Origin of the sequence: Dryocola sp. LX212 (assembly GCA_041504365.1) — a bacterium.
Taxonomy (GTDB): Bacteria; Pseudomonadota; Gammaproteobacteria; order Enterobacterales; family Enterobacteriaceae; genus Dryocola.
Genome location: CP167917.1, coordinates 1,188,327 through 1,209,446 on the forward strand (window position 1 = coordinate 1,188,327; position 21,120 = coordinate 1,209,446).

Consider the following 21,120-nt stretch of genomic DNA (forward strand, 5'->3'; position numbering starts at 1 on the left):
GGCGCGATTACAGCACCGAAGCGCTAACAAGGTCAATCTCACCGGCAATTGTAGTAACGATGGTTGCAATAGATTTTTCCTATTATCAGGCCAGTGCGCACAATTCCGAAATACAGCACAGTTTTGTGACAGATAAATTGCAACGCTCATCGTTCAGGGCTAGATTGTGCGCGCAGAATCTCTCTGCGGCAGGCGGGGCGCCGCGTGCGCAGCTAATTTATCGAGGAACAGGCGTTGTCGGAATTGCTCTCAATTACGTTATTTATGGCAGCCATCGCTGTGTATGCCGTAAAAGCCGGAAGAAACATCTGGTGGTTTAGCTCTATTCTGCTGATTCTGACTCTTTATATCATTCTTAACGTGACGCTGGTCGCCAGTAACTATTTCACCGGCGACGGTATCAACGACGCGGTGCTTTATACCCTGACCAGCAGCCTGACGGGCGCGGGCATCGGCAAGTATATTCTTCCCGGCGTCGGCGTTGCGCTCGGGCTGGTGCTTATTTTTGGCATGCTGACCTGGATACTGCGCCGCCGTAAAAATCATCCGCACCATTTTGGCTACAGCCTGCTGGCCATGGTGCTGGCGCTGGCCTCGGTGGATGCCTCATCGGCGTTTCGCCAGGTGGTTGAGCTGGTGAAATCCCAGACCCGCACGGGCGACTCCGACTTTGACGCATACTACAAGGTGCCTCACGGCGTTATTAACAATCCTAAGCTGAACCTGGTTTATATCTACGGCGAAAGCCTCGAACGCACCTATTTCCAGCCGGAGCTCTATCCCGATCTTGCCCCGGAGTTAACCAGCCTGAAAGATTCGGGGCTGGATTTCAGCCATACCATGCAGCTGCCGGGCACGGACTACACCATCGCCGGGATGGTCGCTTCCCAGTGCGGTATCCCGCTGTTTGCGCCGTTTGAAGGCAACTCATCGGCATCTATGTCGAGCTTCTTCCCGAAGAACGTCTGCCTGGGTGACATCCTCAAAGCCTCGGGATACGAGAACTACTTCATGCAGGGGGCGGATCTGCGCTTTGCGGGCAAAGACGTCTTCTTACAGTCCCACGGCTTCGACAACATGTACGGCGCGCAGGAGCTGAAGAGCCTGGTGGCGGACCCGAGCTATAAAAATAACTGGGGCTACTATGACGATACCGTGCTGGATGAGGTTTTTGAGAAATACGTCGAGCTTTCTAAAGCCAACAAGCGCTTCTCGCTGTTTACGCTGACGGTAGATACCCATCATCCGGACGGGTTTATCTCTAAAACCTGCAAACGCCGTAGCTATGAGTTCGACGGCAAGGTCAACCAGTCCTTCAGCGCGGTGGCCTGTAGCCAGGAGCATATTGCGGCGCTGATAGAGAAAATTAAGGCCTCGCCGTACTTTAAAAACACGGTGATTGTGGTTTCCTCCGATCATCTGGCGATGAACAACACCGCCTGGAAGTATCTTAACCAGCACGAGCGGGATAACCTGTTCTTCGTGATCCGTGGCGATAAACCACAGCAGAAACTGATCCCGGTAAAACGCAGCACCATGGATAACGGCGCAACGGTGCTGGATATTTTGGGCGGCGATAACTATCTCGGCCTCGGGCGCAGCAGCCTGTCCGGCGAGTCGCTCTCGTCGGTGTTCCTGAATATCAAAGAGAAAATCATTGCCTGGAAGCCGGACGTCATCGACCTGTGGAACTTCCCGAAAACTATCACCGAATACGCCATCGACCAGAAGAAAAACACCTTCAGCTACTCCGGCGCGCATTTCAAGATGCCGCTGCTGCTGCGCATTACGGACAGCAAAATCGAGCCGCTGCCGGAAAGCGAATACTCCGCGCCGCTGCGCTATCAGCTGGCTGACTTCTCGGTGAAAGATAAGTTTATCTGGGTTGACCGCTGCTTCAAGATGGCCCGCCTGTGGGAGCCAAAGCTGGCGCTGTCTACCGGGCTATGTGTTTCGCAAGGGCAGCTGGGCGGCAGGCCAACGGTGCATCTGGTGGCGGGGGAACAGGATACCCAGCCGGTGAAATTTGTGGATGAAAAGCTTGATAAAGACCGCTTCAACCAGAGCGTGACGACGCTGAAAATGGATGAAAACGCCATCCGCTATCAGGCCGACAGCTTTATCTTCAGCGTGCCGGGTGCGCCGTCAAACGTGAAGCAGTTCACTGGCATATCAAGGCCGGAGGCGTGGGGACGCTGGTCGAACGCCAACCTGGCGCCGGAGGTAAAAATTGAATACGCCGAACCGCTACCGGAGAAGTTCGATCTGGTGATCACCGCCAAAGCCTTCGGCCAGAACGTGGGCAAGCCGGTGCCGGTAAAAGTGGGTAGCCAGCAACAAACGATAACGCTCGGCGCGGAGCTGAGTACCACCACGCTGCACTTTGATAACCCGGAACGCAGCACGACGCTGGAAATCGTCCCGCCGGAGCCGCAGCTCTCTAACGAGGGCAATATTCTCGGCCATGAACCGCGTAAACTGGGGATCGGCATGAAGGATATTAAAGTCGTGCCTGCTGCTTAATCATTACCCCTCACTCCAGCCCTCTCCTCAAAGGGGAGAGGGAGCAAACGGCTCCCGTAGGCGAAAGTCAGGGCGCACAATCAAAGACGGCACAACCGCTCCGCCGCTGCATCCAGCGTCGCTTCCTGCTTCGCGAAACAGAGCCGGATCAATTTATGCGGGAACGGGGCGGCGCAGAACACCGACAGCGGAATCGCAGCTACGCCCACCTCTTTCGTCAGCCACTGACAGAAACTCACATCGTCCAGATCGGATATCGCGCTGTAGTCCGCCAGCAGGAAGTAGGTTCCTTCGCACGGCAGGATCTCAAAGCGGCTGCTTGCCAGCGCCTGGATAAACCGATCACGCCGCGTGCGGTAAAAATCTGGGAGTTCCCGATAGTGTTCCGGCTGAGTGCGCAGCATATCTGCAATGGCGAGCTGTGCGGGGGTATTCACGGCGAAGGTCAGATACTGATGCACCTTGCGGATTTCCGCGCTCAGCGCCGCCGGGGCTACGCCGTAACCTATTTTCCAGCCCGTCATATGGAACGTTTTGCCAAACGATGAGACGGCTACCGCCCGCTCGCGCAGCTGCGGATGAGCAAGCACGCTGGCGTGCCCCTCGTCGGCAAAACAGATGTGCTCATAAACTTCATCGCTCAGCACATAGATTTCATGTGGTGCAATAGCCTGCCAGAGCGAGGCAAAATCGCTTTTCTGCCAGACCGTCGCGGAAGGATTGTGGGGCGTATTCAGGATAACCAGGCGGGTACGTGGACTAAGCAGGGCGGTAAACGCCTGCCAGTCAACGCGAAACTGTGGCGGTTGCAGGGCAATTCGTTTCAGCACCCCGCCGGACAGCGCCACCGCCGGGGCATAGCTGTCATAGCTTGGGTCAAAGCAGATCACCTCATCGCCGGGGCGGACGAGGGCGGTAATGGCCGCGTACAGCGCCTCCGTCGCTCCGGCGGTGACGGTAATATCCGTGTTCGCGTCAGGACGGTAGTCGTACAGCTCAGCGGTTTTATCCGCAATAGCCTCCCGCAGCGCTTGTACTCCCGTCATCGGAGCGTACTGGTTGGCACCGTTCGCAACGTGCAAGGCGAGGCGCTCCTGCAATAGCGCCGGGCCATCAAAGTCAGGAAAGCCTTGTGAGAGGTTTATCGCCTGGTGCTGAGCGGCCAGCGCGGTCATTTGCGTGAAAATGGTGGTACCAAGAGCGGGGAGTTTGCTCTTGGGAATCAAAGCCTTCTGAGTCATTTAAGCGACCTTAACGTGATGCAGGTAATGCCTGGGACTATAGCATGACGTTAAGATTTGGCAATCAAGACGCTTAGACGGCTAAACTATAAGGTTATAGCGAGGTTTACCCTCCCAGGGAGAGGGCAGAAACCCTTATGCCTCCGGGCAGCGATAAACGTTGCCGGTCAGCGTCACGTTGGTCTGCTCGCTGCTGCCCGTACCGTCGTACATGCTGCCCGTCTGGCCTGCGCGCTGGGTGATGATGGACACTACGTTGCCGCCCATATTTGCGGCCTGGTTTTTCAGGTCGTTGCGCGCACCCGTTTCGAGGTTGCTGTTCGACGTCCAGCCGCCGGTGAAGAAGTTACCCTGACTGCCGGTAATATCGCCTAAAAATTTACATTCTTTGCCCGGCTCATTATTCGTGACGCGGACGCGCTGCGCCTGCGGATTTAAATTATGGGCACTGCAGCCGGCCAAAAGAACTGCCAGCGTAATTAGGGTGAGCTTTTTCATGATTTTTCCGGATAATATAATTCAGGTTAAATACACAATGACCGTGAATGAGTATGTCGGTGTATGATATTTACCCTACGAGAGAAATCATAAAATAAGGTTATCAAGCGAACAAAAAAAGAGTTTCCCGATTGGCGTTGATGCTACGTTTAGAAAAAGCTTTTAATCGTATATTTATCTCGCATATTTAATGAAGGAATTAAAGTCGGGTTGTTATTTATTGGTGAATAAATTCATTCGCACAATAATTATTACGGCGCGCTGTATTAGCAGCGCGCCATTAAATATTAAAGAACGCCCTGGCCAAGCATTGCATCGGCGACTTTGACGAAACCGGCGATATTAGCCCCGCGCACGTAATGCGTTTGCCTGCCTTCGCCGCCGTAGTTTACGCAGGCTTCATGAATATCCAGCATGATATGATGCAGGCGAATATCCACTTTCTCTGCTTTCCAGCCGTAGCGCGCGGCGTTCTGCGCCATCTCCAGGCCCGACGTCGCCACGCCACCGGCGTTTGCTGCTTTACCCGGCGCGAACAGCACCCCGGCCTCCAGGAACAGGTCCGTCGCTTCGATGGTCGTTGGCATATTGGCCCCTTCCGCCACCGCCTTCACGCCGTTGGCAATCAGCACGCGGGCGGCTTCTGCATCCAGCTCATTCTGGGTGGCGCACGGTAGGGCAATATCTACCGGTACGCTCCACGGCTGCTGGCCTTCCAGATAAGTCAGGCCAAATTCACGCGCATAGTCCGTTACGCGGCCGTCGCGGCTGGCTTTGATTTCGCACAGGCGGGCAAGTTTTTCTGGGGTGAAGCCCGCTTCGTCCACGACGGTACCGTTTGAATCAGAGGCGGTAATCACCCGCGCGCCAAGCGACATCGCTTTTTCAATGGCGTACTGCGCGACGTTACCGGAGCCGGACACCGCCACGCGCATGCCTTCAAAGCCCAGCCCGTGGCGCTGCAGCATCGCATCCGTAAAGTAGATCAGGCCGTAGCCGGTGGCTTCCGGGCGGATCAGGCTGCCGCCAAACGACAGCCCTTTGCCGGTAAACACGCAGGCGGTATTGTTGGAGAGCTTTTTCATCATCCCCGCCATAAAGCCCACTTCGCGGCCGCCCACGCCAATATCCCCTGCCGGAACGTCGGTGTCCGGCCCCAGGTGACGATACAGCTCGGTCATCAGCGCCTGGCAGAAACGCATGATTTCGCCTTCGCTTTTCCCCTTCGGATTAAAGTCGCTGCCGCCTTTGCCGCCGCCCATCGGCAGGGTGGTGAGGGCATTTTTGAAGGTCTGCTCGAAGCCCAGGAACTTGAGGATGGAGAGGTTAACCGACGGGTGGAAGCGCATGCCGCCCTTAAATGGCCCGATGGCCGAGCTGAACTGCACGCGCCAGGCACGGTTGACCTGTACCTGATTGCTGTCGTCCACCCAGGCAACGCGAAACTGAATCACGCGTTCCGGCTCGACAAGACGCTCCAGCAGGGCTGAGCGTCGATACTGTGGATTTTGTTCCAGGAAGGGCCACAGCGTTGTCATCACTTCGCGTACGGCCTGGGAAAACTCGGGTTGATGCGGGTCACGCTGCTGGACGGAAGATAAAAACTGTTCGAGGGAAACCGTGTTCGCCATAGGGGAACTCCTTGTCGTCAAAGGTTGTTATATTGTGTTTGTGGTTGTTTTTTGACTATAACATTCACTTATGACGTGGCGGCAAGCGATTTATTTTTATTCTCTTTAGAGGCGTATTAGCGTGGTTAATTGCTTCCCGTCACTATCCGCTGCCACGTGGAAGGTGTCCCCTTTGCAGAAGGGGCCAAGCGGAGAAACAAGCTTCAGGACAACATGTAGCTCATTAATCTTAATCACTTCCGCAGCGAAAAAATCAAAATAGCGGCCGACGTGGCGGTACAGCGCTTTGAATAAACTCTCTTTAGCGGAAAACGATAATGTCAGCGCCACAGGGAAGGGGAGGCTGCAAACGTGCAGCAATTCCCGCTCGGCGGGGCTAGCCACTCCCTCGGCTATATTCTGCGCGTCATAAGCATTCATTATGACCTCAGTATCAATGCCCACCCCGCAAAGTTCCCCCTGGCGCTCTTGAATTACCGTTGCCAGCGCAACGTTACCCGCGTGGGTGATGCTGCCGGTAAAACCCGGTGGCCAGCATGGCGCGCGGTGCAGCCCGATGCCGGGCACGAAGCCTTTAATTCCTTGAAGACTAAGCGCTTCGCAGGCGGCAATTCTTCCCGCCAGATGTTCCGCCCGGCGACTGGTGACGGCTCCGGAAAGCCTCTCGCGGTGCGGTAAGCAAAGCAGATCGTCAGGATGAAAAGTGGAGGCGTCAAAATCCACGCGGTAGACGCGCTGCGAGGTAGTAGGAAAGTCGAAATGGGTTAGCTGATAGAGCATGTTGGTCGCTTATAACGGTGGAAGACGCTGGCGATTTTCCACCCTACGGAAAAGCGCCAGCGTTACGCACTCAGAAGTGCGTGTTCAGGCTCACATAGTAAGTCCGGCCGGATTCGTTATAGGTTTCGGCACCCGCGCCGTACATATAACCCGTGTTGCCGCCGGTGGTCTGGGCATTACCCGCGCGCCAGTGGCGCTTATCGAACAGGTTGTCGATGCCCGTCGTTACGCTGACGTTTTTGGTGGCGTCCCAGGTGCCGCTCAGGCCGACGATGCTATATGGGCTAACCTCGTTGGTTTCCGAACCGGTTGCCGGCTGGCCCTTGTAGTTGAACTTCTTCGGCTGCTGTTTGCCGTACCAGGTAAAGGTCGACTGAACGGAGATATCCTGACGGATCTGCCAGCTCAGCGTGGAGTTCAGCGTGTACTCAGGAATGACGGAAAGGCGCTCTCCGGTCTCCTTGTTTTTACTTTGCAGCATGTATGTCAGGTTGTTCGACCAGCTAACGGCGTCGCTTACCGGGACGTTCAGTGTACCCTCAAGGCCTTCAACAACGGCCTTCGGGATGTTGTCCCACTTATAGATATCCGTTCTGGTTGCGCCGGAGGAGGTCTGACCTACCGGCGAGTAGCCCGCTTCAATCTTGTCTTTGTAGTCGTTGCGGAACCAGGTCACCCCGGCCAGCCAGCCTTCATGCTTGAAATCAAGGCCGATCTCTTTGTTGACGCTGGTCTCCGCCTTCAGATCTTCGTTACCCATCATGTAGCAACCCACACCCGTACCGCTGGCGTAGCAGCCCTGGCCCTTGCTGTAGAGAATGTAGTTTGGGTTGGTCTGGTACAGGCTCGGCGCTTTATAGGCGCGGGCGATGCCCATTTTCAGGGTGAAGTCGTCGCCAAGGCCCTGAGAAAGGTTCAGGGACGGGCTCCAGTTGTCACCCACGATGCTGTGATGATCGAAGCGCAGGCCCGGCGTCAGCATGGTGCTGTCGGTCAGCTCCATGTTGTCTTCGGCAAACAGAGAGAAGATCTCCGCCTGGCTGTACGGGCTGCGGCCGGTGCTGTCGTAACCCGGAATGGTCCCGCCCATAAAGGTCTGGCCGTTGGAGGTCTGATCCTTCATGCGCTGCTGGTTCCACTCGGTGCCCAGCGTCAGGTTTTGGTTCACCACGAAATCGATCGGGATATTCACCTCGCTGTGCAGCAGCACGTCGCTCAGGTCGATATCCTTAAACTTGTCGCTGGCGAAAATCCCTTCGGTGCCGCCCGCCAATCCTTCCTGCATGCGCGAGTTGCGGGTGTGCTCGTACTGCACCCAGTTGCTGGTGGTCAGGCCGTTATCCCAGCCGCCGTTCCAGGTCAGGGAGTAGGTCTGGCGGTAGAGGCGGTTGGTCTCGTTACCGTAGTTGTCTTTGACTATTTGGTTGGTATTGGTGTTCTGGGTGTCGCCGGAATAGAGGTTGCCCTGGCGGCTGTATCCCGCCTCCAGCTCAAGGGACTGCATCGGCGCGAAGTCCCAGCGCACCACGCCGTTAATGTCCTTGTTAATTACGCCTTCACGACCGGCGGGCAGCGTATCGGCATAAATCCCCGTGCGTTCGGACTGGTGCCCCTGGTTGATGTCCCAGGCGTCGGCCTGAGTTTTATCCAGGTTACCGTACAGGCGGAAGCTGAAATCCCCGCCCAGCGGGCCGTTGAGGCTGAAGTTGGTGCGCTTGGTGGAGCCTTCGTCTTTGTGCTCGGGGGCGTTGAGATAGGTGTTCCAGGTGCCGTGCCACTCGTTACCGCCTTTTTTGGTGATGATATTCACCACGCCGCCCGCCGCGCCGTTGCCATAGCGGGCTGCTGCCGGGCCACGGATCACTTCGATGCGCTCGACCATTTCCGGCGGGACCCAGCTCGCATCGCCACGGGTATCACGTTCGCCACGCCAGCCAAGACGCACGGAGTTACGGCTGGTCACCGGCTTACCGTCGATCAAAATCAGGGTGTTTTCAGGGCCCATGCCGCGAATATCGATCTGGCGGCCGTTGCCGCGCTGGCCGCTAGTGGAGTTGCCGGTGAGGTTCACGCCCGGCATGGTGCGGACAAGTTCAGAAATGTCGCGTGCGGGCGGACGCTTTTTCAGTTCGTCAGCGGTGATGGTCGACACGCCCGGGGCCTGCAGGTTTTGCTGGGCGGCGGTCACCACGACGGTGTCCTCCTGAACGGGCGTTTCTGTAGTTTCTTTATTGTCGGCTGTGTTTTCTTCAGCAAGCGCGGGGAGCGCGGCGCTGTAAATTCCCATGTTGATGAGCATCGCAAGGGAATACTGGATCTTCTTATTCATTATGGTGGCCTGCTTTTCCGCTGAGCTCCGCGTTTTCCTTGCCCAGAGGGCCGGAGTGCAGCATGGATGTCCGTGAGTGAAACCGATACCGCGTGCTAATGCTGAAACAAAAAAGCAGCATTATCCCTGCAATTCGGCAACTTATTGTTTTAGCTCAGAAGCCGTAGCTCACAGAGCGCGAATACGCTATTGCAAATGCAAATAATTATCAATATTATTATCGGAATATTTCAGTGTTATGAGTAATATTCCATTGATAACATGGGGTTATGAAATGGTGTCGAGAATAGAGCCCGGAAGTGAAGCGTGGTGGCAGGAAAAATCGCGGGAGGGAGGACCAACCGTGACCCGCGAGGAGGTGGGAAGCTGCTCGGTCACCTTCTGGTGGCGCGATCCCGCCGGAGATGAAAATGCCTCTGACATTAAACGCGTGTGGATCTACATCACCGGCGTAACGGACCACCACCAGCGCTCGCAGCCACAGTCCCTCGCGCGCCTGCCCGGCACCGACGTCTGGCAGTGGCAAACGCAGCTCAGCTCGCAGTGGCGCGGCACCTACTGCCTTATTCCCTCAGCTAGCGAAGAGGATTTCCCGGCGGCGGCCTTCGAGGGCATTCGCGCCGACCGCACCGCGCTGCGCGAAGGCTGGCGCAAGCTGCTGCCGCTGGCGATTGCCGACCCGCTGAACCCGGACAGCTGGAAGGGCGGGCGTGGTCACCCGGTCTCCGCTCTCCACCTGCCGGATTCACCGGTGCAGGCAGGCTGGGACAACCCGGCAAAGGTTTGGCATACCCCACAATGCATCACCTGGCACAGTAAACGGCTGGGCAATCAGCGTCGCGTTTGGGTATTCACAACGGGTGAAAGCAAACCTGAACAGCGCCCGCTGGCAATTCTTCTTGATGGACAATTTTGGGCGGAAAGCCTGCCGGTCTGGCCCGCGCTACAGGCGCAAACCAACGCGGGCGAGCTGCCAGAAGCCGTCTACGTGCTTATTGACGTCATCGATATCCAACACCGCAGCAAAGAGCTGCCCTGCAACCCTGATTTCTGGCTTGCCGTGCAGGAAGAGCTTCTGCCGCAGCTGCGGGAAACTACCCTCTGGTGCCAGGATCCGAAAACCACCGTCGTGGCGGGGCAGAGTTTCGGGGGGCTGTCGGCTATGTATGCCGGGCTAAACTGGCCCGAAACCTTTGGCTGCGTCCTCAGCCAGTCCGGCTCTTACTGGTGGCCGAAACGCGATCCGCAGGCGCAGGACGGGCTGCTCATCAGGCAGCTGGCAGACGGCACGATAAAACCTAAGCCGCTGCGCATTTATCTTGAGGCGGGCTTCCGCGAGCCGCTGATTTATCAGGTCAATCAGAACCTGTATCCCTTACTACAACAAACACAGCAGGCTGTTTTCTGGCGTCAGGTTGACGGCGGACATGATGCGCTTTGCTGGCGCGGCGGCCTGCCTGACGGGCTTAGCTGGCTCTGGCAGAGCGCTTAAAGACAGGAGTAAGGCATGGAGTACAGTAACCCTTTCGACGCCCCGCAGGGGCGGTTTTTTATCCTTCAGAACGCCGCCAGTCAGTACAGCCTCTGGCCGGAAACCTGCGCGCTGCCTGCGGGATGGCAGATGGTGTGCGAGGCGGCGGGGCAGGAAGAGTGCTCCCGCTGGCTTAAAGAAAACTGGCGTGAACTGCAGCCCGTCTCTTTTGCTGATGCGGGGGGCAGGAAGTGAGTGAAGTCCTGATGAACCCAGTAGAACAGCAGGCTGAAATGCTGCCGCTTGTCGCCGCCCAGCCGGGCATCTGGATGGCGGATCAGCTTTCGCCGCAGCCTAACGCCTGGAGCGTGGCGCACTATGTGGAGCTGGTAGGCTATCTAAACGAAGCGCTGCTGTGCAAAGCCGTGGTGGCGGGAATGGCGGAAGCGGATACGCTGCGCATGTGCTTTGCTGAAAAAGACGGCGAGGTCCGCCAGTGGATTGATCCCGAGGCGACCTTTACGCCGCCGCTTTGCCGCGATCTGCGTCAGGAAGCCGATCCGCAGGCTGCCGCGCTGGCTATTATGCGTGACGATCTGGATCGGGATTTACGCCTCGCCAGCGGTAAGCCGTTATATTTCCATGCGCTGCTGCGCCTGAGCGAAACGCGCTGGTTCTGGTATCAGCGTTTCCATCACCTGGTGGTCGATGGCTTCAGCTTCACCGCAATTACCCGCCGCATCGCCAACATTTACACCGCTTACTGCCGGGGCGAGCAGCCTGAGCCGGGCCCGTTCACTCCGTTCAGCGATGTTGTTGAGGAGTATCAGCGCTACCAGCAATCGGGCACCCGGCAGCGTGACGCGGCGTTCTGGGGCGAAAAAGCCCGCCAGCTGCCGCCTCCTGCCACACTCTCTACCCAGCCGCTGACCGGGCAGGGGTCGACCACGCATCTGATCCGCCAGAGGCTTGATTTTAACCGGACGGATTTTGACGCGCTGGTCAACAGCGCCGGTTTAACCCCTGCCGACATGGCGCTCGCGCTGGTCGCACTCTGGCTGGGCCGCCTGAGCGGGCGCATGGACTACTCCGCAGGCTTTATTTTTATGCGCCGCATTGGTTCCGCCGCCCTGTGCGCCACCGGCCCGGTGCTTAACGTGCTGCCGTTTGGCGTGCGTATTGTTCCGACGGCAACTTTGCCAGAGCTGGCGCAGGAGATTGCCAGAGAGCTGAAAACCCTGCGCCGCCATCAGCGCTACGACGCCGAACAAATCCAGCGCGACCTGGGCCAGGTCTCCAGCGGCGAGCCGCTTTACGGCCCGGTGCTGAACCTGAAGATGTTCGACTACCGCCTGGATTTCAACGGCACCGAAGGCGTGACGCACCAGCTGGCCTCCGGCCCGGTGCGCGACCTGGAAATTGCGCTCTACATCGGTGAACAGGGGGAGTTTACCCTTGAGCTGCTGGCGAACGCTGAACGCTACGAGGCCCGGACGCTGGAGCAGCATCTGGCGCGCCTGCCGCTGCTTTTGCGCCAGTTTGCGGCTAATCCCGCGCTACGCTGTTCCGATGCGGAACTGCTGCACGATTCAGAAACGCAGCTGCTGAACAGCGTTAACGCCACGCAAACGGAGGTTCCATCCACCACGCTCGGCGCTTTGATTGCGGAGCAGGCACAGCGCACACCGGACGCCCCGGCGCTGGCCGACGCGCAGCGTCAGTTTACCTATCGCGAAATGCGTGGCCAGGTGCTGGCGCTGGCGGGGGAATTAATCGCCCTGGGCGTGAAGCCTGGGGATGTGGTTGCCGTGGCGCTGCCTCGCTCGGTCTTTTTGTCGCTGTCTCTACAGGCGATTGTTGAGGTTGGGGCGGCCTGGCTGCCGCTGGATACCGGCTACCCTGACGACCGCCTGCAAATGATGCTCGAAGACGCCGGGCCGCGCCTGCTTATCACCTCCACGGAGCAGCTGGCCCGCTTCAGCACCATCGAAGGACTGAAAACTTACTGCTACGAAAGAACGTTTCCGGCTGCACATCGGCCCCAGCAGCTGAATTTATCCCGACCGGATCACACCGCCTACGTCATTTTCACCTCCGGTTCTACCGGCCGCCCGAAAGGCGTCATGGTCGGGCAGCAGGCCATCGTCAACCGCCTGCTGTGGATGCAGAACCACTATCCGCTGAACGGTGAAGACGTGGTGCTGCAAAAAACGCCGTGCAGCTTCGATGTTTCAGTCTGGGAGTTTTTCTGGCCGTACATTGTCGGCGCGCAGCTCGTCATGGCACCGCCCGAAGCACATCGCGATCCGCAGGCGCTGCAGCAGCTCTTTGCCCGCTATCGCGTAACGACCACGCACTTTGTGCCTTCAATGCTGGCGGCCTTTGTCTCCGCCCTGGACGGCGATGCAGCGATTGTCAGCTGCGCCACGCTGCGGCGCGTGTTCTGCAGCGGTGAAGCGCTGCCAGCGGATCTGTGCCGGGAATGGGAGCAGCTCACCCACGCGCCTTTGCACAACCTCTATGGCCCGACGGAAGCCGCCGTAGACGTGAGCTGGTACCCGGCTTATGGCGAAGATCTTGCCCGCGTGACCGGCAGCAGCGTGCCGATTGGCTGGCCCGTGTGGAATACCGGGCTGCGGATCCTCGATGGGGCAATGCGGCCTGTGCCGCCGGGCATTGCTGGCGATCTTTATCTTACCGGTATCCAGCTGGCCCAGGGCTACCTTGGCCGCCCGGATCTCACCGCCAGCCGCTTTATCGCCGATCCTTTTGAGCCCGGCGAGCGCATGTACCGCACGGGGGACGTTGCCCGCTGGCTGGACAACGGCGCGGTGGAGTATCTGGGACGCAGCGACGATCAGCTCAAAATTCGCGGCCAGCGCATTGAGCTGGGGGATATCGACCGGGCAATGCAGGCGCTGGAAGATGTGGCGCAGGCTGTCACGCACGCCTGCGTTCTCAATCAGGCGGCGGCTAGCGGCGGCGATGCCCGCCAGCTGATTGGTTATCTGGTTTCAGCTTCCGGGAGGCCGCTGCCGCTTGAGGGGCTAAGGGAACAGCTTTCGGCCGCGCTTCCGGCGCATATGGTGCCGGTTGCGCTTGTGCAGCTTGATGATTTCCCGCTCAGCGCCAACGGCAAGCTGGATCGCAGGGCGCTGCCGCTGCCGGAGCTGGCAAAACGCGCTGCTGGACGTGCGCCTGATACGGCTCTGGAAAAAACTGTCGCCGAAGCCTTTGCCGGGCTGCTTGGCGCTGACGTTCACTCCGTCGACGATGACTTCTTTGCGCTGGGCGGCCATTCGCTGCTGGCGATGCGCCTGGCGGCGCAGCTTCGTCGTTCCCTCGACAGGCCGCTGACGGTGGGGCAAATCATGGTTGCTTCCACGGTGCGCCAGCTCGCCGAAACGCTTGCTGAAGAACAGAGCGAAGAGCAGGCGAACCGCGCCGGGTTTGAGCCCGTACTGCCATTGCGAAAATCCAGCGGGCCGACGCTTTACTGTTTCCACCCGGCGTCGGGCTTTGCCTGGCAGTTCAGCGTGCTGCAACGCTATCTGGATCCGCGCTGGTCGATTACGGGCATCCAGTCTCCGCGGCCATCGGGTCCCATGCAGCAGGCACAAAACCTGGCAGAAGTTTGCGAAGCTCACCTGCAAACCCTCAGAGAGCTACAGCCCCACGGGCCGTATTATCTGATGGGCTATTCGCTGGGCGGCACGCTTGCGCAGGGAATTGCCGCAAGGCTTGCGGAGGCGGGGGAGGTAGTGGCATTCCTGGGCCTGCTGGATACCTGGCCGCCGGAAACACAAAACTGGGCCGAAAAAGGGGCGAATAACCTCGATCCGGCCGTGCTGGACGAGATAAACCGCGAACGGGAAGCTTTTGTCGCAGCCCAGCAGGGGCAGGCGTCAGACGCGCTCTTTGAGGCTATCGAAGGCAACTACGGCGATGCCGTCCGGCTGTTAACCACGGCGCAGAGCGTGCCGTTTAGCGGTAAGGCAACGCTGTTTGTTGCCGAACGAACGTTGCCGGAAGGGATGGATCCGCAGACAACCTGGTCGCCGTGGATTGCTGAACTGGATATCCAGCGCCTGGACTGCGCGCATGTGGATATCATTTCCCCGGACGCGTTCGTTGATATAGGGCCGGTATTGCAGCGGGTGCTGGCTATGTCGTGATGTGCGACGGATGACGCAGGCTTATACGCCCTACGGGTTGAGCGTAGGGCGGCAATGCGAAGCGTCATCCGCAATCGTGCCCAAACTTGTTCCGCAAAATTATTATGTGCTCCCCGAAAAAGAAGCATCAATCGTGCGACTAGCCGTAAAATTTTATTACTAGTAATGCAATGGGTGTGGGTATAGGCGGTGTTACAATTTCAGGCCTGATAATTCGACTCCTCGCTTACTTTTGGCCGCATGGTTTAAGTAACCTTTCTGAATCAACGGGAAAACATGAATAACTTTGCCCTCCTGGCCTGCAGAAAACTGCTCTTTCTGGACGTTGTCGAGGCGGCCAGACACATCGGAAACGTTGAGCCCCGCACCTGGCGCTACTATGAGTCAGGGCGCAGCTCCCTGCCCGAACCCATCATGAAAAAAATGCACTCGCTGCTGCACCGCCGTGAAATCCTGTTAAACGACATGCGCGTTCAGGCTCAGGAGCACAGGAAACTGGGGCAGGGCAGGCAGGTGGTGCCGTTTTACGTCACTTTCGAACAGTTTCGCGAGGAGACGGGGCACGATGACGTGGTGGAATGGCGGCTGGATATGTCGGTAAAAAGCGCGCTCTACATAGAAGACCTGCTCGTCTTCTACTGATATTTATCGTTCCCATCAGGAACAGCATCCGACAATAAAAAAGCCCCACGGGAGGGGCTAAAGGATCTATTTCGAGTTTTTATTGTTATCAGGCCCGCCGGGGCAGGCCTGTGTTTTACCAGCCGTAGGCTACGCCTGCACCAGCCACGAAGTTGTGCTGTGAGTCGTCGGAGACGGAAGCTTTCACCACAACGTTTTCTGTCGCACGGGCAGAGAAGCCCACCGCCAGCGCAGATTCGCTGTCAGCGGTACCCACGCCAGCACCGACGGAGAAGTCCTGGGTGTTGGTGACCTGAGGAATATTCGCCATCGCCGCCACGCCGGAAATCCCCGCAGAAGCACGTTTACGGTTGTCATCCATCTGAGATTTCAGCTTCGCAAAGTTGCTGGTGGTCTGGCTTTCAAGCGTGCCAATACGCTGTTCGTGGTTAGCCAGCTCTGCATCGTCCGCCGCTAAGCGATGGTTGGTTGCCGCCAGCGCCTGCTTGTTAGCTTCAGCGTGAGCAAAGGCCGTATCCGCGCGGGACTGGGCGTATTCACCAGTGGTTTCGGCTTTCTGTGCTGTGGTAAAAGCTTCATCGGCTCGATGCTGAGCGTGCTCGCCTGTGGCTTCGGCTTTCCGCGCTGAAGCAAAGGCATCATCGGCTCGATGCTGGGCTTGTTCACCAGTGGATTTGGCGCGATCTATATCTTTTTCAAGCTTTTTATCAGAGTCCGTTCTGGCAGCAGTTTCGGCATTGAGCCTGCTATTGACGTGATTAGCGGTATCAAGGGCTGTCTCCGAGGTGGTTGGAGTAGAGGCAACCAGTGGGCTGACGGCCGTAGTAGCAGCATATTTCTGCGTGGTTAGCGCTCTTTGGGCGGCTTGCTGAATACCATTATCGGCTTCATTTTTTGCATTCAGATATTGATTGCCATAGGTGGATGGCGTTGTCGAAGTCTGACTGCCGCTGTTTGCCGCAGCATATTTCTGCGTGGTTAACGTTCTTTGGGCGGCTTGCTGAATACCATTATCGGCTTCATTTTTTGCATTCAGATATTGATTGCCATAGGTGGATGGCGTTGTCGAAGTCTGACTACCGCTGTTTGCCGCAGCATATTTCTGCGTGGTTAACGCCCTTTGAGCAGCCTGTTGGCCAGTATCATCGGTGCCATTTTTAGCATTCAGATATTGAGCGCCAAAGGTAGATGGTGTTGTCGATGTCTGGCTGGCGCTGTTTGCAGCGGTATATTTTTGTGCTGTCAGCGCTTTTTGTGCAGCCTGCTGGCCAGCATCATCGGTACCATTTTTAGCATTCAGATATTGAGCGCCAAAAGCAGAAGTTGCTGCCGGGGGGTGGCTGCCCGTATTTGTATCGACAACATTATTAGCTTTGCTTGCAGCTGTCATTGTCGTCATTGTCACAACACTATTATTCGCAGGAGCGACAGGCGTCGTGGTACCCACTGGCTGAGTAATCGTTGTCATTGGAATAGACGTTGTTGGCGGCTGATATGCTGGTACCTGACCGGGCTTAACGTTTATCCCCAGGTGCTGATCATAATAGGTATAACTGGATAATTGATTATTTACTTCAGTAAGCGAATTCAGTTGATTTAACTGATCAATTTTCCAGTGATCGTACTGTTGAATACCAGGATGGGCAGAAAGATAAGCGTCAAAAGCAGCCTTATCCCTGGTGTTTAAGGATGCGTGCGCAGAGGTACTAGCGGCAACAATAGCAAAGATAGCAAATGCAATTTTACGGCGATTCATATATTTTGGATCTCGGTGATCAAGGCTAGTTTTTAACTCATGACGCTCCTGGCAGAGCATATGTCGTGGGTTTGGTCATCATCGTGTGCTCTGACCTGGCAGTCAGGGCGCACAATTCAAATCTTCTACATCGAATCCTTTCAGCTTCATCCAACTCTTAACAGCGTCGGCTACGATCTCCTGCTGTTTGATCCCTGTTTGCGCAGCCACAATCTTAAGCTGCTTTTTCATCTGGGCCGGGAGCTTCCCGGTAAACACCACCCACTGCGTTGGGGCGCCTGCCGTCTCGGTCGCCAGCTTTTTTTGTGCTGACATAATTTGAAACCTTATTTCAAATGATTCTCACTTGTTCCTTGGTGGGAACGAGCAAATATTACTCGTAAGGTAATATTTGCAGCAAGACATTTTTTTGCATTTCTTTGCGTTACGAATTAAGTCGTTGAGCGTGCATATAAAATAGATCACACAAAAGCAGCGCCAATACACAAGAAGGTGCGTAAGTTAGCGTATATCAACATATTTAACATTTGTCATTTTCTGTTTCATACGAAAGATGAACATGAAATATTCAGATTATTTATGGTTTATTGATGCTGGTCAATATTCGAAATGTGATAATACCCATTGTAAACTATTTGATACAATGCGTCTTTTTTGCTGCATAATGAGTGCGACATATAATGCGGCGACGATAAGAGATTGTGGGATGACGCCGATGCTGCAAATATGGTGAAATAACCGGGGGACAGTACGGAGAGCAGAACGATGGAAAACACATTTGCAGAAGAGTTTTATCGCCGGGTAGATGCGATCAAAGCGCGGGCGAAGAAGGCGGATACGAATATTACCCACCTGTGCCGCGTGGCGGGCGTAAGCAGGACGACGCCTGAACGCTGGGAAAAGCGCGTGCCGAAATCAATCGCGATTATCGACCAGATGATGGCGGCGCTTGTAGAGATTGAACGCGCTATTGAAGCTCAGGAAAAAGCCTTTCAGGAGCTGCCGTCCCGCGAGCGGCAGCGGCTGCTGGCTGAAGAAGAGGAGCGGAAGCTGGAAGAGGAGCGTCAGCGCAGGGAACGGCGTAACGAGCAGCGGCGCTTAAGCCGGCAGAAGAGTAAAAACGCTCAATAGCTGTTACCCGCCGGCCATTGCCCGGCGGGAAGTCAGTTCACTTCTTTCCCAGCGGCACTACCAGCGGCGTGTGCGCCACCGGATCTTCAATAATCATGCAGCGCAGGCCGTATATCGCTTCGATCAATTCTGGCGTGACGATCTCTTTCGGCGCGCCTTCGGCGACAATCTTCCCGTCGCGCAGCGCAATTAAATGCGTGGCGTAGCGGCAGGCCTGATTCAAATCGTGCAGCACCGCCGCCAGCGTATACCCCTTCTCACGATTCAGATCGCTCAGCAGCTCGAGCAAATCAATCTGGTGGCTGATATCCAGCCAGGTCGTTGGCTCGTCCAGCAGCATGATCGACGTTTCCTGCGCCAGCACCATGGCTATCCACGCCCGCTGGCGCTGCCCGCCGGAAAGCGTGTCCACGGGCTGATCGGCCAGATCCTGAATATTGGTGGCCCGCATGGCGCTGGTCACCGCAAGCTGATCCTCTTCGCGCCAGCGGGTAAACATTGGCTGATGAGGATAGCGGCCACGTGCAACAAGCTCTGCCACGCTGATATCCCCCGGCGCGCTGGCATTCTGCGCCAGCAGGCCGATGCGTCTGGCCACTTCTTTGGTGGCGAAGCGGTGGATCTCCTGACCGTCCAGCCAGACGTTGCCCGCCGTGGGTTTCATCAGGCGGCTTAGCGTGCGTAGCAGCGTCGACTTACCACAGCCGTTGGGGCCGATAATGGCGGTGAACTTCCCGTCGGGGATGGCGACGGTCAGCCCTTCGGCCACCACGTGCGTACCGTATCCGAGAGTAAGTTCGTCGCCGTGCAGGCGCGGCGGAAGTGACATCTGGCTCATTTCTTACGGGACTCCTGAATCAACAGCGCAATAAGGTAGATGCCGCCCAGGCTTACCGTCACTACGCCCACCGGCAGCTGATACGGCATAAACAGCCGTTGGGCGCAGAGATCGGCGGCAAGCAGCAGCGCGCCGCCGCACAGCGCCGACTGGAGTAATCCCCAGCGGGTCGTGCCGCTCAGACGGCGGGCAATGTGCGGCGCGATCAGCGCGATAAACGAAATGGGCCCGGCAAGGGCGGTTGCGGCGGCGGTGAGGATCACGGCGGCCAGCATTAGCATCAGGCGGGAGCGTTCGACGGAGACGCCCAGCGCGCAGGCGCTGTCATCACCCATCTCCAGCAGACGCATACGCCTGACCAGCAATGCGCCCGCGAGCAGCGCCAGCAAAATGATCGGCACGGCGGGGAAGAGCCTCGCCCAGGTCAGCCCGTTGAGCGACCCGGCGTTCCACAGACCGGCGGAAAGCGCGGTTTCCAGAGAGGCGTGGAGCAGAAGCCAGGTGTTAAAGGCCATCAGCATGGCGCGCACGCCAATGCCGATGATAATCAGCCGGAAGGTTTCAATGCCGTTACGCCAGGCAAACAGCCAGACCACCAGCGCGGTGATAATACCGCCCGCCATCGCCGCGGCGGCAATGGCCGCCTGATGCTGGCCGAACAGCACCATTGCAATCAGCACGCCGCTCCACGCCCCGGCGTTAAAGCCCATGACGTCCGGGCTGCCGAGCGGGTTGCGCATCAGCGACTGGAAAATAGCCCCGCTCACGCCAAGCGCGCCGCCGATAAGCAGCGCCATCAGCACGCGGGGCAGACGCCACTCTACGACCACCAGCGAAATATTACGCGGAGCAGAACCCAGCAGCGCCTCGACGACCTGCTGCGCAGAGAGTGGCAGCACGCCGCTCCCCAGGCTCCAGATGCCCAGGCCCACGCTCAGCGCAGCCAGCAGCAGGCACATTGCTATCAGCCGAGGGGACAAACGGTTCACAGGCTCACCCCCTTACGCTGGCGTCGCACCAGGTAGATCAGCATCGGCGCGCCGATAAACGCGCTGACCACCGAAACGCGCAGTTCCCCCGGCACCAGCAGGCGGCCAATAATATCGGCCAGCAGCAGCAGGGCAGGGGTAGCAAGCAGCGTAACGGGAAGCGACCAGCGGTGATCGGCGCCCACCAGCCAGCGCGCCAGATGCGGCATCATCAGGCCGATAAAAACTATGGGGCCAACCGCGGCGGTGGCGCTCCCGCACAGCAGAGTAATGGTGAGCAAACCCAGCAGCTGGGTACGCGCAACCTTGCTGCCCAGCGCCGTAGCGGTGTCGTGCCCCATGCTCAGGCTGTTCAGCGAGCGGCTTATCAGCAGGGCGATGACACAGCCAACCAGCAGCGGGCCAGAGATAATTTTCAGCGTTTCTAAAGTGCGGATGTCGAGTGAGCCAGCCTGCCAGTAGCGCAGCTGGTCAAATACTTCGGGGTTAAGCAGGGCGATGCCGCTGCTCAGGCCTTCCAGCACCGCGGCAAGCGCCACGCCCGCAAGCGTCAGGCGAACCGGGCTGAGCTGCCCGCCGCCGGCGCTGCCGGTAAACGCGACTACCAGCGCGGCAGAGAGCGCGCCAAAAAATGCCAGCCCGAGCAGGGCAACGGGAGACGACAGGCCCCAGACCGCCGCGCCCAGCACGATAGCAAAGCTGGCTCCGGCGTTGACGCCAAGCAGGCCGGGGTCGGCAAGGGGGTTGCGGGTGAGGGTTTGCATCAGCGCCCCGGCAAGGCCAAGCGCGCCGCCGGCCAGAATGCCCGCCAGCGTGCGGGGGAGGCGTGCGTCGAGCACGATCGTGCAGTCCGCGCTTCGACACTGGCCGCCCAGGGCGTCCAGCACAACCCCAACCGGCAACGATTTTGCGCCCAGCAGCAGGCTGAGCGTCGCCATCAACAACAGTAAAAATGTGATAATCAGCAGGACGGAGATCCGCGCTGATAACCTTGAAACCGACATAAGCCCGCCTGGCAAATCACCTTATGTGAAATTAAATGATAGAGATTGCTTACAAAGAGGGTAAAAGCGTGGTTTTTCCCTCTTCGTGGTTAGCAGCCGAAAATCAATTAAT

16 protein-coding genes are annotated in these 21,120 nt (G+C 57.6%); 6 read left to right on the top strand and 10 right to left on the bottom strand.

The window, feature by feature from the left end:
- Nucleotides 1-234 precede the first annotated feature (234 nt).
- Nucleotides 235-2,523, top strand: coding sequence for a phosphatidylglycerol--membrane-oligosaccharide glycerophosphotransferase (gene opgB / locus ACA108_05670; GenBank protein ID XEX97021.1), 2,289 nt, complete (start codon nt 235-237; stop codon nt 2,521-2,523).
- Nucleotides 2,524-2,603: 80 nt separating this feature from the next.
- On the opposite strand, the gene ACA108_05675 is transcribed toward opgB, so the two are convergent.
- The 5 genes from ACA108_05675 to ACA108_05695 all read right to left on the bottom strand — a co-directional run bounded on the left by ACA108_05675 (nt 2,604) and on the right by ACA108_05695 (nt 9,002).
- A complete protein-coding gene (locus ACA108_05675) occupies nt 2,604-3,764 on the bottom strand; it encodes a pyridoxal phosphate-dependent aminotransferase (GenBank protein ID XEX97022.1) in 1,161 nt (386 codons plus the stop codon).
- Between the two features lie 135 nt (nt 3,765-3,899).
- The gene (locus ACA108_05680) at nt 3,900-4,262 is read right to left on the bottom strand and encodes a DUF4156 domain-containing protein (protein ID XEX97023.1); all 363 of its coding nucleotides are present in this window, start codon (nt 4,260-4,262) and stop codon (nt 3,900-3,902) included.
- 287 nt (nt 4,263-4,549) lie between these two features.
- A complete protein-coding gene (gene gdhA, locus ACA108_05685; GenBank protein XEX97024.1) occupies nt 4,550-5,893 on the bottom strand; it encodes an NADP-specific glutamate dehydrogenase in 1,344 nt (447 codons plus the stop codon).
- A gap of 105 nt (nt 5,894-5,998) precedes the next feature.
- A complete protein-coding gene (locus ACA108_05690; protein ID XEX97025.1) occupies nt 5,999-6,673 on the bottom strand; it encodes a 4'-phosphopantetheinyl transferase in 675 nt (224 codons plus the stop codon).
- Nucleotides 6,674-6,743: 70 nt separating this feature from the next.
- A complete protein-coding gene (locus ACA108_05695; protein ID XEX97026.1) occupies nt 6,744-9,002 on the bottom strand; it encodes a TonB-dependent siderophore receptor in 2,259 nt (752 codons plus the stop codon).
- 277 nt (nt 9,003-9,279) lie between these two features.
- Between ACA108_05695 and fes the strand changes: the two genes are divergently transcribed.
- The 4 genes from fes to ACA108_05715 all read left to right on the top strand — a co-directional run bounded on the left by fes (nt 9,280) and on the right by ACA108_05715 (nt 15,290).
- Complete coding sequence (gene fes, locus ACA108_05700; protein ID XEX98024.1) at nt 9,280-10,494, top strand: enterochelin esterase; 1,215 nt, start codon at nt 9,280-9,282, stop codon at nt 10,492-10,494.
- A gap of 15 nt (nt 10,495-10,509) precedes the next feature.
- Nucleotides 10,510-10,728: an MbtH family protein gene (locus ACA108_05705; protein ID XEX97027.1), complete on the top strand. Its 219-nt coding sequence runs from the start codon at nt 10,510-10,512 to the stop codon at nt 10,726-10,728.
- Between the two features lie 11 nt (nt 10,729-10,739).
- Entirely contained in the window at nt 10,740-14,648 is a 3,909-nt protein-coding gene (locus tag ACA108_05710) for an enterobactin synthase subunit F (protein XEX98025.1), read from the top strand.
- A gap of 276 nt (nt 14,649-14,924) precedes the next feature.
- Entirely contained in the window at nt 14,925-15,290 is a 366-nt protein-coding gene (locus ACA108_05715; protein XEX97028.1) for a DUF1870 family protein, read from the top strand.
- Between the two features lie 115 nt (nt 15,291-15,405).
- Here the strand turns inward: ACA108_05715 and ACA108_05720 are convergent, their stop codons facing one another.
- The gene (locus ACA108_05720) at nt 15,406-17,046 is read right to left on the bottom strand and encodes a YadA-like family protein (protein XEX97029.1); all 1,641 of its coding nucleotides are present in this window, start codon (nt 17,044-17,046) and stop codon (nt 15,406-15,408) included.
- Between the two features lie 102 nt (nt 17,047-17,148).
- The gene (locus tag ACA108_05725) at nt 17,149-17,361 is read right to left on the bottom strand and encodes a hypothetical protein (protein ID XEX97030.1); all 213 of its coding nucleotides are present in this window, start codon (nt 17,359-17,361) and stop codon (nt 17,149-17,151) included.
- Nucleotides 17,362-17,811: 450 nt separating this feature from the next.
- Here ACA108_05725 and ACA108_05730 point away from each other — a divergent pair, with 450 nt between their 5' ends.
- Entirely contained in the window at nt 17,812-18,177 is a 366-nt protein-coding gene (locus ACA108_05730; protein ID XEX97031.1) for a hypothetical protein, read from the top strand.
- A 37-nt stretch (nt 18,178-18,214) separates the two neighbouring features.
- Here ACA108_05730 and fepC read toward each other — a convergent pair whose 3' ends face one another.
- The 3 genes from fepC to fepD are packed head-to-tail and all read right to left on the bottom strand — an operon-like array spanning nt 18,215 to nt 21,008.
- Nucleotides 18,215-19,006 carry an iron-enterobactin ABC transporter ATP-binding protein gene (gene fepC, locus ACA108_05735; protein XEX98026.1) on the bottom strand — a complete coding sequence of 264 codons (792 nt, stop codon included), beginning with the start codon at nt 19,004-19,006 and terminating at the stop codon, nt 18,215-18,217.
- Between the two features lie 5 nt (nt 19,007-19,011).
- Nucleotides 19,012-19,974 carry an iron-enterobactin ABC transporter permease gene (fepG, locus tag ACA108_05740; GenBank protein XEX98027.1) on the bottom strand — a complete coding sequence of 321 codons (963 nt, stop codon included), beginning with the start codon at nt 19,972-19,974 and terminating at the stop codon, nt 19,012-19,014.
- 26 nt (nt 19,975-20,000) lie between these two features.
- Nucleotides 20,001-21,008 carry a Fe(3+)-siderophore ABC transporter permease gene (gene fepD / locus ACA108_05745; GenBank protein XEX97032.1) on the bottom strand — a complete coding sequence of 336 codons (1,008 nt, stop codon included), beginning with the start codon at nt 21,006-21,008 and terminating at the stop codon, nt 20,001-20,003.
- Nucleotides 21,009-21,120 lie beyond the last annotated feature (112 nt).